Source organism: Pseudoduganella lurida, from assembly GCF_007830455.1.
Taxonomy (GTDB): domain Bacteria; phylum Pseudomonadota; class Gammaproteobacteria; order Burkholderiales; family Burkholderiaceae_D; genus Rugamonas; species Rugamonas lurida.
Genome location: NZ_VLLB01000003.1, coordinates 347,656 through 362,412, shown reverse-complemented (window position 1 = coordinate 362,412; position 14,757 = coordinate 347,656). Strand labels below are relative to the sequence as shown.

Sequence of the window (14,757 nt, the reverse complement as noted above, 5' to 3'; positions counted from 1 at the left end):
GGCGTTCCTTTGCGAAGAGTCGGGCGGACCGGGGCGGGAATGACCGGCCTAGCGGGGAAAATGCGGCGGCGGCACGGGCCGCCATTCGGGCGGCAGCGGCGGCAGCACGAAGCGGCTGCAGTCGTGCCCGGGCGGGATGCTGTACTTCAGGAAGTGGTAATGCGCCACGATGCGCTGCACGATCTTCTCGATGTCCGGCAGGTAGTCCGGGTTGGTCTTCAGGTCGCCGGTGGCCAGCGTGTAGCGGGAAAAATCGACATAGAAGCCCTCGCTCACCTGCGGCGGCAGGCTGACCGGATGGCGCGTCATGATGACGGGGATGATCAAATGGCTCGGCAGCGGATACCAGGTGCGGCGCTCGGCCTCGATCAGCTGCATCGCGGCGAATTCGCGCCGCGTGTAGGCATGCGCTTCGTACTTCGGCGTGTAGATCATGATCATGCAGACGCTCTCGCACATTGCATGCGCAATCTTCTGGTCCAGGTCGTCTCCTCCACCCAGCTGCTCGCTGTCGACGAACAGTTCCTTCTCCGTGTCCAGGTGCGGTTCGAGGTAGCAGCGCAGCGCGTCGACCAAGTCGTTCTTGAACTTGCTCATGAAGGCGTGCTGGCCATGGGCGTAGCTGAAGAAACAGCCGTAGCGGATCGTCATTTCATCCCCTCCCGTGTCTCCCCCGATGGTATTTTTTATAACGGACGCTGACCCACTGTAACAAGCTGGTCAAGGCTGACTTTGCGCCAGCGCAAACGCGTACTGCGCAGTCAAACGACTACGCAGTCATCCGCCACGGGGCGGGAAAATCAGGCTGCCGGCGGCTGGAAAAACGCGATCACGTCGGCCTGTTCCCGGGTACGCTTGAAGGGCGGCAGGCTTTGCCAGATGCGGCGGCCGTATGGTTTCGAAATCACCCGCGGGTCGCACAGCATCAGCACGCCGCGGTCCGCTTCGTCGCGGATCAGGCGGCCGGCGCCCTGCTTCAGGTTGATGATGGCTTCCGGCAGCGTGTGGTGCACGAAGCCGTTCATGCCCTTCTTCTCCATCACCTCGATGCGCGCGGCCAGCACGGGATCGTCCGGCGGCGCAAACGGCAGCTTGTCGATGATGACGAGCGAGAGCGCCTCGCCGCGCACGTCCACGCCTTCCCAGAAGCTCTGGCTGCCGATCAGCACGCCGTTGCCGGCCTTGCGGAACTGGTCCAGCAGCTCGGTACGGCCCCGGTCGCCCTGCACGAACAGGGGGAACTTCAGCCCGCGCTTCTCGAATTCGTCGCGCAGGCGCTCGGCCGCCCGCTTCACGGCGCGCAGCGTGGTGCACAGCAGGAAGGTGCGCCCGCCGGCGGCCTCGATCACGGGCAGCGCCGCATCGAGCACGGCATCCGTGTAGCCCATCGAATTCGGGTCCGGCAACCCCTGCGGCACGTACAGGATGCCCTGGTCCGGGTAGTTGAACGGGCTCGGCCAGGACATGGCCGGCTCGTCGTACAGCCCCAGCTGGTGCGAGAAGTGCTTGAAGTCGTTTTTGACGGCCAGCGTGGCGGACGTGAAAATCCAGCTGCGCGGCGTACCCTCGCGCTGGTTGTTGAAGATCTGCGCGATCGACAGGGGCGTCTTGTGCAGCTGCAGCGAGCTGGCGAACGCCTCGACCCAGTAGACGGCTTCCTGGCCGGGCGGCACCTTGGCCTTCGGATCGACTTGCCAGTCCTTGTATTTCTGCGCGAGCTCCAGGCCGCGCTGGCGGCACTGCTCGATCGTCTCGGCGCGCTGCGCCTGGCCTTCCAGCACTTCCAGCATGCCGTCCAGCTCTTCCTTCAGCTTGGCCAGCGCGGGGAAGAAGTCCGACGACGGCGCGATCTGCGCCAGCGACAGCCGCACCACGTCCTGCGGGAACGTCAGGCGCAGGTCGCGCGCGGCCTTCTCCACCACGGTGACGACGCTGGCCCAGTTGGCGCCATCGCGCGCATGCGCCAGGCCCTCGGCCAACACGTCGCGGCACAGCTCCAGCACCTGGCTGGTGGACACCGTCTCGCCAAAGAACAGCGTGGCGGTATCGGGCAGCTGGTGCGCCTCGTCGAAGATGATGGTGTTCGCGGACGGCAGCAGTTCGGCCACGCCCGTGTCCTTCAGGGCCACGTCGGCAAAGAACAGGTGGTGGTTGACGACCACCACGTCGGCCTGCTGCGCCTCGCGGCGCGCCTTCATCACGAAGCAGTCCTGGTAGTACTGGCAGTCCTGCCCCACGCAGTTTTCCCGCGTGGACGTGACCAGGTTCCAGACCGGCGCGTTTTCCGGCACGCGCGCCAGTTCGGCCTTGTCGCCGGACTGCGTCATTTTGAGGAAGCGCGAGATCTCGCGCAGGTAGCCCACATCCTCGCGCGACGTCATGCGGCCGTTGGCCAGCGTGCGCTCCAGGTGGTAGTGGCACAGGTAGTTGCCGCGACCTTTCAGCAGCGCCACGGAGACCGGGGCCTTGAGCGCGGCGCGCACGGTGGGGATGTCGCGCAGGTACAGCTGGTCCTGCAGGTTCTTGGTGCCCGTCGAGACGATCGTCTTGCCGCCCCACATCAGCGCCGGCACCAGGTAGGCAAACGTCTTGCCCGTGCCGGTGCCGGCCTCGGCGATCAGCGTGCTCTGCTCCGTGATGGCCTGGGCGATGGCCTTGGCCATTTCGGTCTGCGCCTTGCGGGGACGAAAACCGCCCACGGCCGGGCCCAGCGGGCCGCCGGTGCCGAACAGCCGCTCGACCTCGGCATCGTGCTTGCCGGGATTGCTAGCGGGGGCATCGCCCTCGCCGTCGGGGACGGCGGGCGTGTGGATGTCGTCGCTCAAGATGATCTTTTACTGCGTGGGAACGCGGATGGTGGCGGTTCAGGCCGGTACGTCGGGCACCAGCTGCATCTTCAGCAGCGTGATGTAGTCTTTCAGTTGCAGTTTGCGCTTCTTCAAACGGCGCAGCTGGAGCTGGTCGTGGTGGCCGTCGAGCGTGAGCATGTCGATGACGGCGTCCAGGTCGCGGTGCTCCACATCCAGTTCAACGATGCGGCGCCGGATTTCTTCTTCGTTCTTCATGGGATTCGCTGCCGGGTGGGGTTGGGCATTTGCCGAAGTTCTGCTTGGCAACAATCCACAGTGCAACATTTATGCTTGCAACAAAACTGCTAACCGGTGCATAGTTTAACCCAGGTAAGCAATAGAAAAAAGCAGCAAGGATCCCCGGCCACCATGAATGCATACAAACTCGAGGCGGGCACTGGCCAGCACGCCGGTCGCCGTCCGCGCCAGAACGACCGCGCGACACTGTTCACGGCTTCCAACGCGCCCGGCTACGTGCTGGCGATCGTTGCCGATGGCGGCGCCACTGCGGCCGGGGCGGACCAGCTGCTCCACACGGCCAGGCAGCTGTTCGACGGCTTCCGTCCCGGCGGCACGACCGGCATCGACCGCCTGGCCACGCTGCTGCGCGACATCGCCCAGGAAACCCATGACGTGCTGCTGATGGATCCGCTGGCCCGCGACCACCAGACGACGATGGCACTGCTGCTGCTCACGCCGGCCCGGCAGGCCGTCTGGGCCACCGTGGGCGACAGCCGCGTGTACCGGTTCGCGGACGGCGCCGCTGCCGGCCGGTCGGACGATGCCGGCTATGTCGATCACCTGGTCACCGTCGATGGCGTGGCGCCCGACTCGGCGCGCCGGCACCGCAGCTCGCGGCTGCTAAACAATGTGCTGGGCAACCGCCTGAAAGCACCGTTCGTGGCGGTCGATTCGCACGAAAACCTGCAGGCCGGCGACGGCTTCCTGCTGTGCACCGACGGGCTGTGGTCCTGGTTTGCGGATTCGGAACTGGCGGCCGTCGTGGCGCGCCGTACGCCGCGCGAGGCGGCCGGGCTGCTGATCGACAAGGCGCAGGAGCGGGCCGGCGAGAAGGCGGAGAACTGCACGATGGCCATCATCCGGTTAGTTGCGCCGGCCGCGAAAGCCACGTCATTCACGGTGCAGGCACTGGACCAGGCCGTCTAAACAGCAGAGCCCGTGTCCAGGTTGGGGTCAGACCCCAACCTGGACACGGGCTCTTCCGTAAGCCTGCGTTATTTTTGCAGCGCCTTCTGCTTGGCCTTCTCCGCCGCCGCCGCTTCCTTCGCGGCGGCATCGGCGGCGCGCCTGGCCTGGCGCGCGGCGCGTTCGGCCGCCTTCTCCGCCACGCGCTTCTGGCGTTCCAGCGATTCGGCCTGGCGGGCCTTGGCTTCCTCGACGTTCTTCGCGCGCTCGCCGGCCTTGGCGGCATCCTCGGCGGCCTGCTTCTGCACGCGCGCCTCGTGTTCGGCGGCGCGCTGGGCCGGCAGCTTCCTGAGCGGCACGGGTGCGGCGCGGTCGGCCGGGTTCGGGCGCGGCTTCGGCGGGTTCTTCGCGTTGGCCGCTTCTTCTGCCGCGTCACGCTGGGCGCGTTCCTCCAGCTCGCGGTCGCGCACTTCCACGGCGTTCTTGCGCTTGAAGTAGTTCGCGTCGATTTCCGTCGCGCGCAGTTCCGCCAGGCGCACGCGCCGCAGTTCCTTGGCCTTGTCCAGGCAGTTATTGACGAAGAACTTCGCGTAGCAGACCTTCTCGCTGTCCGCGAACTCGCTTTCCACGGCGGCCCGCGCCGCCTTCACCTGCAGCAGCGCGGCGTCGGCCTGCTCCACCGTCTGCACCGTCTGCACCGGCTCGGCGTACGCCACGGCGCAGGACAGAGTGCAAGCAAGGGTGCAGAACAAGGCCAGCAGCCCGCGTGCGATCTTCGATACGTTGAAATGCAATGCCATCTTTCCTATCCGTTCAGGTCAGTGCCGCGGCCGCGCCGCGCTGGGCCTTTTCCATGTACTCGCGCGACTGCATCTCGACGATGCGCGACACGGTGCGGTGGAATTCGTTGGCCAGCGCGCCGGAGGTGTACAGCTCTTCCGGCTCCACTTCGGCGGACATGATCAGCTTCACGCCCTGGTCGTAGAACACGTCGATCAGCCAGGTGAAACGGCGCGCCTCGGACGACTGGCCGGCCGACATCATCGGCACACCGGACAATATCACGGTATGGAAACGGCTGGCGATTTCAAGGTAGTCGTTCTGCGAGCGGGGACCGCCGCACAGCGTGTGGAAGTCGAACCAGATGACGGTGCCGGCGCGGCGCAGCGCACGGATCTCGCGGTTCTCCACCGTGATGCGGGCATCTTCTTCCTGCGTGTCGGCCAGGCCGGTGAACGCTTCGCGCAGCTTGGCATCCGTGGCCGCATTGAGCGGCATGTAATAGGCCTGCACCTGTTCGAGCGCGCGGCTGCGGTAGTCGACGCCGGCGTCCACGTTGAGCACGTCCATGCGCTCCTTGAGCAGCGCGATGGTGGGCAGGATGCGGTCGCGGTGCAGCCCGTCCGGATACAGCGTGGACGGCTCGTAGTTGGAAGTCATGATGAACGACACGCCGTTGTCGTACAGCGCCTTCATCAGGTTATACAGGATCATCGCGTCGGCCACGTCGGACACGTGGAACTCGTCGAAGCAGATCAGCCGGTATTTCTTCGCGATGCGTTTCGCCACCTCGTCGAGCGGGTCGGCGATGCCCATCAGCTCGTCGAGCTGGATGTGCACGGCACGCATGAATTCATGGAAGTGCAGGCGCGTCTTGCGCACCACCGGCACCACCGAATAGAACGAGTCCATCAGGAACGACTTGCCCCGCCCCACGCCGCCCCACATGTACACGCCTTTCGGCACGTCGGGACGGTTGATCAGCCGCTTGAAGCCGTTCGACCGCTGGGCCTTGTACTCGACCCATTCGTCGTAGCACTGCTGCAGCCGTTCGACCGCGCGGTGCTGGGCCGCGTCGGGCTTGAAGTGGCGCTGTTCCAGCGCATGCTGGTAAAACTCGAGGACGTTCATGACATTCGATTCACACAAAAACACCGGGCCGGCACGAAGGCCGGCCCGGTGGAGGCACGACGATTTACTTAAAAGTTCAGCGTGCGCTTGTCGATGGCCAGTGCCGCTTCCTTGGTCGCTTCGGACAGCGACGGGTGGGCGTGGCAGATGCGCGCGATGTCTTCGGCCGAGGCCTTGAACTCCATCGCCACGACGGCTTCCGAAATCAGCTCGGAGGCCATCGGACCGACGATGTGCACGCCCAGGATCTCGTCGGTCGTGGCATCGGCCAGGAACTTGACGAAGCCGGACGTGTCACCCAATGCGCGCGCACGGCCGTTGGCCAGGAACGGGAACGAGCCGGACTTGTACGCCGTGCCGGCCGCCTTCAGCTGCTGCTCCGTCTTGCCGACCCAGGCGATTTCCGGCGACGTGTAGATCACCCATGGAATCGTGTCGAAGTTGGTGTGGCCATGCTGGCCGGCGATGCGTTCGGCCACCGCGACACCCTCTTCTTCCGCCTTGTGCGCCAGCATCGGGCCGCGCACCACGTCGCCGATCGCCCACACGCCCGGCAGGTTGGTCTTGCAGTCGCCGTCCACGGCGATAAAGCCGCGCTCGTCCAGCTGCAGGCCGGCCTTCTCAAGCCCCAGGCCGATCGTGTTCGGCGTGCGGCCGATCGAGACGATCAGCTTGTCGAACACGGCTTCCGTCGCGGTGCCCTTGTCATCCGTGTACTTGACGGTGACGCTGTTGTCGCCCGCGGTCACGCTGTCGACCTTCACGCCCAGGCTGATCTTCAGGCCCTGCTTCGTGAACAGCTTGTGCGCTTCCTTGGCCACCTGCTCGTCGACGGCGCCCAGGAACTGCGGCAGGCCTTCCAGCACGGTCACGTCGGCACCCAGGCGGCGCCACACGGAACCCATTTCCAGGCCGATCACGCCGGCACCGATGACGCCCAGCTTGGCCGGCACGGCTTCGATCGCCAGCGCGCCCGTGTTCGACAGGATCAGCTTCTCGTCGAACGGTGCGCCCGGCAGGGCACGCGCGTTCGAACCGGTCGCCACGATCACCTGCTTGGCGCTGATCGTTTCGATGGTCGGGCCGGTGATCTCGATCGGGTAACCTTCGGCGCCCGCGGCACCGGCGAAGGCGCCGCGGCCGTGGAAGAAGGTCACCTTGTTCTTCTTGAACAGGTACAGGATGCCGTCGTTGTTCTGCTTGACGACGTTGTTCTTGCGCTTGAGCATCTGGCCCAGGTTCAGGGACAGGCCGGCCACGTCGATGCCGTGTTCCTTGAACGCGTGACCGGCATGTTCGAAATGCTCGGACGACTGCAGCAGCGCCTTCGACGGGATGCAGCCCACGTTGGTGCAGGTGCCGCCAGGAGCGGGACCGCCCTTTTCGTTGGCCCATTCATCGATACAGGCAACGGAAAAGCCCAGCTGCGCTGCGCGGATGGCCGCGATATACCCGCCGGGACCGGCGCCGATCACTACAACGTCAAAATTTTTATTGCTCATTGTCTTTTCCAATCAGTTCGTCCTCTGGGACGAATATCCACAACAGGATGTAAATCGCCAGCCCGAACCCGAACGAGATCGTAAACAGCGCGAACACCAGGCGCCAGATCCACGAAGCCACGCCGGACACCTGCGCGATGCCGCCGCAGACGCCACCGAGCCAGCGGTCCGTGCGCGAACGGCGCAGGCGGGACAGCTCGCTGGTCAGGTCGCCGTTGGCCGCGTCGCCGGGTGCCGTCTTGTGGAACCGCGAACCGCAGCCGCTAACGGCCTTCGCTTCCGCGCTGAGCAGGCGCTCCTTGGCGCGGGCGAATTCCTCGTCGGTCAGGGCGCCGGCCTGGTGCAGCTCGTGCAGGCGCTTGATTTCTTCGGAGACGTTCATGGCGTTGGCTCCCGAGGTTATGGGGTCTGTCCCCGGCTTCCGCGGGACAGACCCCAGGCGATTTACGACGCTTCGATTACAGGTCCAGCAGCAGGCGCGCCGGATCTTCCAGCGCTTCCTTCATGGCGACCAGGCCCAGCACGGCTTCGCGGCCGTCGATGATGCGGTGGTCGTACGACATGGCCAGGTAGTTCATCGGGCGGATGACGATCTCGCCGTTTTCCACCACGGCGCGGTCCTTGGTCGCGTGCACGCCCAGGATGGCCGACTGCGGCGGGTTGATGATCGGGGTCGACAGCATCGAGCCGAACGTACCGCCGTTCGAGATCGAGAACGTGCCGCCGGTCAGGTCGTCCAGCGTCAGCTTGCCTTCCTTGGCCTTGGCGCCGAATTCGCCGATCTTCTTCTCGATCTCGGCGATCGACATCTGGTCGGCGTTGCGCAGGATCGGCACCACCAGGCCGCGCGGCGAGCCGACGGCGATGCCGATGTCGAAGTAGCCGTGGTAGACGATGTCGTTACCGTCGACCGACGCGTTGATGATCGGGTACTTCTTCAGCGCGGCCACGGCGGCCTTGACGAAGAACGACATGAAGCCCAGCTTGACGCCGTGTTCCTTCTCGAACTTGTCCTTGTACTTGTTGCGCAGGTCCATCACCGGCTTCATGTTCACCTCGTTGAAGGTGGTCAGGATGGCGTTGGTGGCTTGCGAGTCCAGCAGGCGCTCGGCGATGCGGGCGCGCAGGCGGCTCATCGGCACGCGCTCTTCCGGGCGGTCGCCCAGGCTGGCCGGCGACGATGGTGCGGCCACTTTCTGCAGGGCCGGCTTGGCAGCGGCGGGGGCCGGTGCGGCAGCAGGGGGCTTGGCGGAAGCACCGAGGGCATCGCCCTTGGTCACGCGGCCGTCCTTGCCGGAACCGGACACGTCGCCGGCCGACAGGCCTTTTTCGGACAGGATCTTGGCGGCGGCCGGCATGGCCACGTCGCCTTTCGAACCACCGGTGGCAGCCGGTGCGGCGGCAGCGGCGGCTGGCGCAGGGGCGGCGGCGGCGGCGGGCGCGGCGGTCACGGCGATCGGCGAGACTTGCGCGCCGGCTTCGGTATCGATGATGGCGATGACTTCATCGGCCACGACGGTCGCGCCGTCGCCCTTGAGCAGCTGCACAATCACGCCGGCGCTCGGTGCCGGCAGTTCCAGGACGACCTTGTCGGTTTCGATGTCGATCATGTTTTCGTCGCGCGTGACGGCTTCGCCGACCTTCTTGTGCCAGGACAGCAGGGTCGCTTCGGCGACGGATTCCGACAGTTGAGGAACTTTGACTTCGATTTGTGCCATGTATTACTCCGTGAATTCGTTATGCGTGGGGCCGCGCGGCGGTTTCAAAGTACCGGCCGGCGCGGCCTGTCCAGATGGATCAGACTCGATCAGATGCCCGATTACTTGGTCAGGATGAAGCCCTTCAGCTTCGAGAATGCCGTCTCCAGCAGATCCTTCTGCTGCGCGTAGTGCTTGTCGTAGTAACCGACAGCCGGCGACGCGGAAGCAGGACGGCCGGCGTATGCCAGGCGCTGGCCCGCATCCATCGACTCGAAGATGTTGTGCTGGATCTGGAACCATGGACCCTGGTTCTGCGGCTCGTCCTGTGCCCACACCACTTCGGCCAGCGACGGGAACTTCTTCAGTTCGGCGGCGAAGGCCTTGTGCGGGAACGGGTACAGCTGCTCGACGCGGATGATGGCCGTGTCGGTCTGGCCGCGCGTCTTGCGGGCGTTGACCAGGTCGTAATACACCTTGCCGGAGCAGGCGATCACGCGCTTGACCTTCTTGGCATCGATCTTGTCGTCCACTTCGCCGATCACGGTCTGGAACGCGCCCTTGGCGAGTTCGTTCAGCGACGAGCCGGCGTCCTTGTTGCGCAGCAGCGATTTCGGCGTCATCACGACGAGCGGCTTGCGGAACTGGCGCACCATCTGGCGGCGCAGCAGGTGGAAGATCTGCGCGGCCGTCGTCGGCTGCGCCACCTGCATGTTGTTGTCCGCGCACAGCTGCAGGAAACGTTCCGGACGGGCGGACGAGTGTTCCGGACCCTGGCCTTCGTAACCGTGCGGCAGCAGCATCACGAGGCCCGAAGCGCGGCCCCACTTGACTTCGCCGGAGCTGATGAACTGGTCGATCACGACCTGCGCGCCGTTGACGAAGTCGCCGAACTGGGCTTCCCAGATCGTCAGCGTGTTCGGCTCGGCCGTCGAGTAGCCGTATTCGAAGCCCAGCACCGCTTCTTCGGACAGCACGGAGTCGATCACGGTGAACGGTGCCTGGCCTTCGGACACGTTCTGCAGCGGCACATAGGTGCCGGCATCCCAGCGTTCGCGGTTCTGGTCGTGCAGCACGGCATGGCGGTGCGTGAACGTGCCGCGGCCGGCATCCTGGCCGGTCAGGCGCACGGCATAGCCGGACGACACCAGCGAGGCGTAGGCCAGGTGTTCGCCCATGCCCCAGTCCAGGTTCAGCTCGCCTTTACCCATGTTGGCGCGGTCGCCCAGCACCTTCTCGACCAGCGAGTGCACCTTGAAGCCTTCCGGCACGGTGGTGATGCGGGTGGCCAGGCGCTTCAGTTCCGTCAGCGGCACGGCGGTGTCGGCCGCGTCGGTCCACTTGCGGTTCAGGAACGGCAGCCAGTCGACGGCGAACTTGCCCTTGAAGTTCGAGATCACCGGATCGACCGTGTGCTTGCCGGCGTCCATGGCATCGCGGTAGGCCGCGACCATCGTGTCGCCGCCATCGGCCGGGATCACGCCCTGCACGGCCAGCTTGTCGGCGTACAGGCGGCGGGTGCCCGGGTGCTGGGCGATCTTCTTGTACATCAGCGGCTGCGTCAGCGCCGGGGTGTCCTGCTCGTTGTGACCCAGCTTGCGGTAGCAGATGATGTCGACGACGATATCCTTGTGGAACTCGGCGCGGTAGTCCAGCGCGATCTGCGAGGCCAGCACGGTCGCTTCCGGATCGTCGGCGTTCACGTGCAGCACCGGCGCCTCGATCATCTTCACGACGTCGGAGCAGTAGATCGTCGAACGCGCGTCGCGCGGGTCGGAGGTGGTGAAGCCGATCTGGTTGTTGATCACGATGTGCACCGTGCCGCCCGTGCCGTAACCGCGGGTCTGCGCCAGGTTCAGCGTTTCCATCACCACGCCCTGGCCGGCGAATGCGGCATCGCCGTGCACCAGGATCGGCAGCACCTGCGCGCCCAGCGTGTCGCCGCGGCGGTCCATGCGGGCCTTGACCGAACCTTCGACGACCGGGTTGACGATCTCCAGGTGGGAAGGATTGAACGCCAGCGACAGGTGGACCGGGCCGCCCGCGGTGGAGATGTCGGACGAGAAGCCCTGGTGGTATTTCACGTCGCCGGCCGGCAGGTCGTCGCCGTGCTTGCCTTCGAATTCCTCGAACAGGTCCTTCGGCGCCTTGCCGAGGGTGTTCACCAGCACGTTCAGGCGGCCGCGGTGGGCCATGCCGATGACGATTTCCTGCACGCCCTTCTCACCGGCGCGCTGGATGATCTCGTCGATCGAGGCGATGAACGTCTCGCCGCCTTCCAGCGAGAAGCGCTTCTGGCCCACGTACTTGGTGTGCAGGTAGCGTTCCAGGCCTTCGGCCGCCGTCAGGCGTTCCAGGATGTGCTTCTTCTTTTCCGCGCCGAAGCTCGGCGTGGAACGGATCGATTCCAGGCGCTCCTGCAGCCAGCGCTTTTCGGCCGGGTCGGAGATGTACATGTACTCGGCACCGATCGAACGGGTGTACGTGTCGCGCAGGAAGTTCAGCAGGTCGCGCAGCGAGGCGGTTTCCTGGCCGAAGTAGGTATTGCTGATGTTGAACACGGTGTCCATGTCCGCATCGGTGAAGCCGTACGAGGCCGGATCCAGTTCCGGGATCGGCGGGCGCTCCTGGCGCTGCAGCGGGTCCAGGTTGGCCCAGCGCGAGCCCAGGTAGCGGTAGGCGGCGATCAGCTGCGTGACGGCAACGCGCTTGCGGCCCATCTCGGCATCGGCCGAGGCGGTCACGGTGCGGATCGGGCCGGATTTGGCGCGTTCGGCAAACGAGGCGATGACGGAGGAGTGGTTGACGTCCGGCTTGCTGGTGCCATCGACGGCAGGCACGTGCTGCATCGCGTCGAAATAGGAACGCCAGTTGTCCGGGACGGAGCCGGGATTTTCCAGGTACGCTTCGTAGAGTTCCTCTACGTACGGCGCATTCCCACCAAACAGGTAGGAGTTGGACTCGAGTTGTTGCATCATTCTTGCTCACCTTTCTTCGCGCTTCGCGAGTGTGGGCGGGTTAATTCAACCTTCCGCGACACGGCCTGACCGGTTAGCGGATCGCACATCAAGTTGTGGGGGAAGGACTCTTTGGTTGCCCGAAAGACAAGTCTCCGGCGAGCTCCCAGATACAGCCGCTTAGGATAGCACGGCGTCTTGAGACGCAACAACCACTAGCAAGATAAATAGTCAGCCATTTCCGCCCCTGCTGCCGGGCTATCCCGGGCGTGGTGCCGGCCCGGTTCGGCCCTGGACTCGACAGCACGCTGGCATGGACAAAGCTGGGACAGACATTCTTGCCAACCACTGTCCCTTCCGCATCATTGCTCATCGCAAACTGGCTGCCGCCCTTGCTTGCAGGCTCATCCACGCGCCGCAAGCGCGCGCCCTGTTTTGCAAAAACGTCCATACTCGCCGTGGGACAGACGAAGGTCTGCCAGCGCCGGCGGCAAAGCGCATTTGCCGGACCGGCATCGATAAAAACAGCCAGCGGAGACAGGCACGGCGTCCTGCGCCAGCTGGCAGCGGACACGGGAAACGAAATGCGAGAAAGCGGGCAGAATGCCGCACCGGGCAGTGGCCGGACGGTGGCGGAAGCGGTCGACATGGTCGGCGGCGTGCCGCTGCGCGAGATGCTGAACCTGGTGGCCGGCGCCTTCTACGTGCTGGACGAGGCCGGCTACTTCCTGCTGTGGAACCGGCAGGTCGAGCAGGCCACCGGCCTGTCCGCCGAACGTCTGCGCAGCATCCACATGCTCGAGCTGTTCGAGCCGGCCGAACGCCCGCACATCGCCCAGGCGTTCTGCAACGTGTTCCAGCAGGACGAACGGGTCCAGATCGAAGGACGCCTGCGCAATGGCGCCGGCGGCACCACGCCATACGTGTTCTGCGGCTCGCGGCTGGAAATCCCGGGCGACGGCCGCTACCTGTGCGGCCTGGGCATGGACCTGACCGAGCACTACCGCCAGCGCGACAAGCTGGAGCTGTTCGAACGGGCACTGATGGCGGCCAGCAACGGCATCGTCATCGCCCGGCACGATGGCCGCGAGAACCCGATCGCCTACCTCAACCCTGCTTTCGAATACATCAGCGGCTACAGCGCAGCCGAATCGCTGGGCCGCGACGCCCGCTTCATGGCCGCGCCGGGCATGGACGACGACCAGCGCGCCCAGCTGGCCAGCGCCATCGCCTCGCACCGCCCCGCCACCGTGGTGTTCCGCAACCAGCGCAAGAACGGCGAACTGTTCTGGAATCACGTCACCGTCACGCCGGTACGCGACCACGCCCAGCGCGTCACGCACTTCATCGGCATCATCGAGGACATTACCGCGATGAAGCAGCGCACCACGCAGCTCGAGCACCTCGTCACGCACGATCCCCTCACCGGCCTGGCCAACCGCCTGCTGCTGCGCGACCGGCTCGAGCATGCGATCGGCGCGGCGCAGCGGGCCAGCGAGATGGTGGGCGTGGTGCTGCTGGACCTGAACAAGTTCAAGGAAATCAACGACACGATGGGCCACGCGGCGGGCGACCAGGTGTTGAAGCAGGTCGCGCAGCGCCTGCAGTCGGCGCTGCGCGAAACGGACACCGTGGCGCGGCTGGGCGGCGACGAATTCGTGCTGGTGCTGGCCGGCCAGCCCAGCCTGCGCTTCACGCTGAAGATGATCGACCGCATCCGCCGTGCCATGGCCAGCGAGATGGAGATCGACGGCCGCCTCCTGTCGGTCGGCGCCAGCATGGGCGTGGCCGTCTGGCCGAGCGACGGCCGGAGCGTGGGCGAACTGCTGCAGGCGGCCGACACGGCCATGTACCAGGGCAAGCATGGCGGGCCGGATGCGGTGCACTTCTACTCGCCCGGCATGGCCGCCAATACCGCAGCACGCCAGCGCATGGAGCAGTCGCTGCGCGACGCCCTGGAGCGCGACGACCTGTACCTGCTGTTCCAGCCCCATGTCTCCGTCGAGACGGGCAAGATCCTGGGCGTGGAGGCGCTGCTGCGCTGGCGCCATCCGGAGCGGGGGGAGCTGCTGCCGGCCGATTTCCTGCCGGAGGCGGAAGAGAACGGCCTGATCGTGCAGCTGGGCCGGCGCGTGCTGGAGGACGTGTGCGGCACCCTGCGCCGGCTCGCGGAACTGGGCTTCCCGGACCTGCCGATTTCCATCAACGCCTCGAGCCGCGAGTTCTCGCAGCGCGACTACCTGCCCTACATCGCCCGCCGCATGGCGCACCATGGCCTGCGCACGGCCAGCCTCACGCTGGAACTGCGCGAGGAACAGCTGATGATGGACCCGGAAGGGGCGCAGCGGCTGGCCAACGGCCTGCAGGAACTGGGCATCCGCCTGTCGGTCGACGAGTTCGGCGCCGGCGCCAACAACCTGACCTGCCTGCGCCACCTGCCCGTCAGCCAGCTGAAGATGACGCGCCAGCGCGTGCAGGAAATCGACGGCGTGCCGGGCAGCGGCATCCTGGCCAAGACGATGCTCGACATCGGCCACAACCTGAACATCCGCGTGGTGGGCACGGGCGTCGAGACGCGCGACCAGCACGACTTCCTGGCCGCCCACGGCTGCAACAGCCTGCAGGGCAACTACATCAGCCAGCCGCTGACGGCGCCGGCGCTGGAGCAGTGGCTGGCGGTGCACTAGCCCGCCCG

Annotated in this window: 11 protein-coding genes; 2 read left to right on the top strand and 9 right to left on the bottom strand. The window is 65.8% G+C overall.

Going from position 1 to position 14,757, the window contains the following annotated elements; genetic code table 11:
- Nucleotides 1-48 precede the first annotated feature (48 nt).
- The 3 genes from IP91_RS11075 to IP91_RS11065 form a co-directional block, all read right to left on the bottom strand.
- Nucleotides 49-651, bottom strand: coding sequence for a toll/interleukin-1 receptor domain-containing protein (locus IP91_RS11075; protein ID WP_145649023.1), 603 nt, complete (start codon nucleotides 649-651; stop codon nucleotides 49-51).
- Nucleotides 652-800: 149 nt separating this feature from the next.
- A complete protein-coding gene (gene yoaA / locus IP91_RS11070) occupies nucleotides 801-2,825 on the bottom strand; it encodes a DNA repair helicase YoaA (RefSeq protein ID WP_371860613.1) in 2,025 nt (674 codons plus the stop codon).
- A 39-nt stretch (nucleotides 2,826-2,864) separates the two neighbouring features.
- On the bottom strand, nucleotides 2,865-3,065 hold the full coding sequence (locus tag IP91_RS11065) for a YdcH family protein (protein WP_145649022.1): 201 nt from the start codon (nucleotides 3,063-3,065) through the stop codon (nucleotides 2,865-2,867).
- A 153-nt stretch (nucleotides 3,066-3,218) separates the two neighbouring features.
- Here IP91_RS11065 and IP91_RS11060 point away from each other — a divergent pair, with 153 nt between their 5' ends.
- Entirely contained in the window at nucleotides 3,219-4,016 is a 798-nt protein-coding gene (locus IP91_RS11060) for a PP2C family protein-serine/threonine phosphatase (RefSeq protein WP_145649021.1), read from the top strand.
- 68 nt (nucleotides 4,017-4,084) lie between these two features.
- On the opposite strand, the gene IP91_RS11055 is transcribed toward IP91_RS11060, so the two are convergent.
- From IP91_RS11055 to IP91_RS11030, 6 genes are all read right to left on the bottom strand, one after another.
- Nucleotides 4,085-4,795 carry a hypothetical protein gene (locus IP91_RS11055; protein WP_145649020.1) on the bottom strand — a complete coding sequence of 237 codons (711 nt, stop codon included), beginning with the start codon at nucleotides 4,793-4,795 and terminating at the stop codon, nucleotides 4,085-4,087.
- A gap of 13 nt (nucleotides 4,796-4,808) precedes the next feature.
- Complete coding sequence (zapE, locus tag IP91_RS11050; RefSeq protein ID WP_145649019.1) at nucleotides 4,809-5,906, bottom strand: cell division protein ZapE; 1,098 nt, start codon at nucleotides 5,904-5,906, stop codon at nucleotides 4,809-4,811.
- 68 nt (nucleotides 5,907-5,974) lie between these two features.
- The gene (lpdA, locus tag IP91_RS11045; protein WP_145649018.1) at nucleotides 5,975-7,408 is read right to left on the bottom strand and encodes a dihydrolipoyl dehydrogenase; all 1,434 of its coding nucleotides are present in this window, start codon (nucleotides 7,406-7,408) and stop codon (nucleotides 5,975-5,977) included.
- Nucleotides 7,398-7,790 carry a PspC domain-containing protein gene (locus IP91_RS11040; RefSeq protein ID WP_145649017.1) on the bottom strand — a complete coding sequence of 131 codons (393 nt, stop codon included), beginning with the start codon at nucleotides 7,788-7,790 and terminating at the stop codon, nucleotides 7,398-7,400. The genes lpdA and IP91_RS11040 overlap by 11 nt, the downstream gene beginning before the upstream one ends.
- A 76-nt stretch (nucleotides 7,791-7,866) precedes the next feature.
- Nucleotides 7,867-9,126 carry a 2-oxoglutarate dehydrogenase complex dihydrolipoyllysine-residue succinyltransferase gene (gene odhB, locus IP91_RS11035; RefSeq protein ID WP_145649016.1) on the bottom strand — a complete coding sequence of 420 codons (1,260 nt, stop codon included), beginning with the start codon at nucleotides 9,124-9,126 and terminating at the stop codon, nucleotides 7,867-7,869.
- A gap of 101 nt (nucleotides 9,127-9,227) precedes the next feature.
- Entirely contained in the window at nucleotides 9,228-12,083 is a 2,856-nt protein-coding gene (locus IP91_RS11030) for a 2-oxoglutarate dehydrogenase E1 component (RefSeq protein WP_145649015.1), read from the bottom strand.
- Between the two features lie 563 nt (nucleotides 12,084-12,646).
- On the opposite strand from IP91_RS11030, the gene IP91_RS11025 reads away from it, so the two are divergent.
- Complete coding sequence (locus IP91_RS11025; RefSeq protein ID WP_145649014.1) at nucleotides 12,647-14,749, top strand: putative bifunctional diguanylate cyclase/phosphodiesterase; 2,103 nt, start codon at nucleotides 12,647-12,649, stop codon at nucleotides 14,747-14,749.
- Nucleotides 14,750-14,757: the final 8 nt, after the last annotated feature.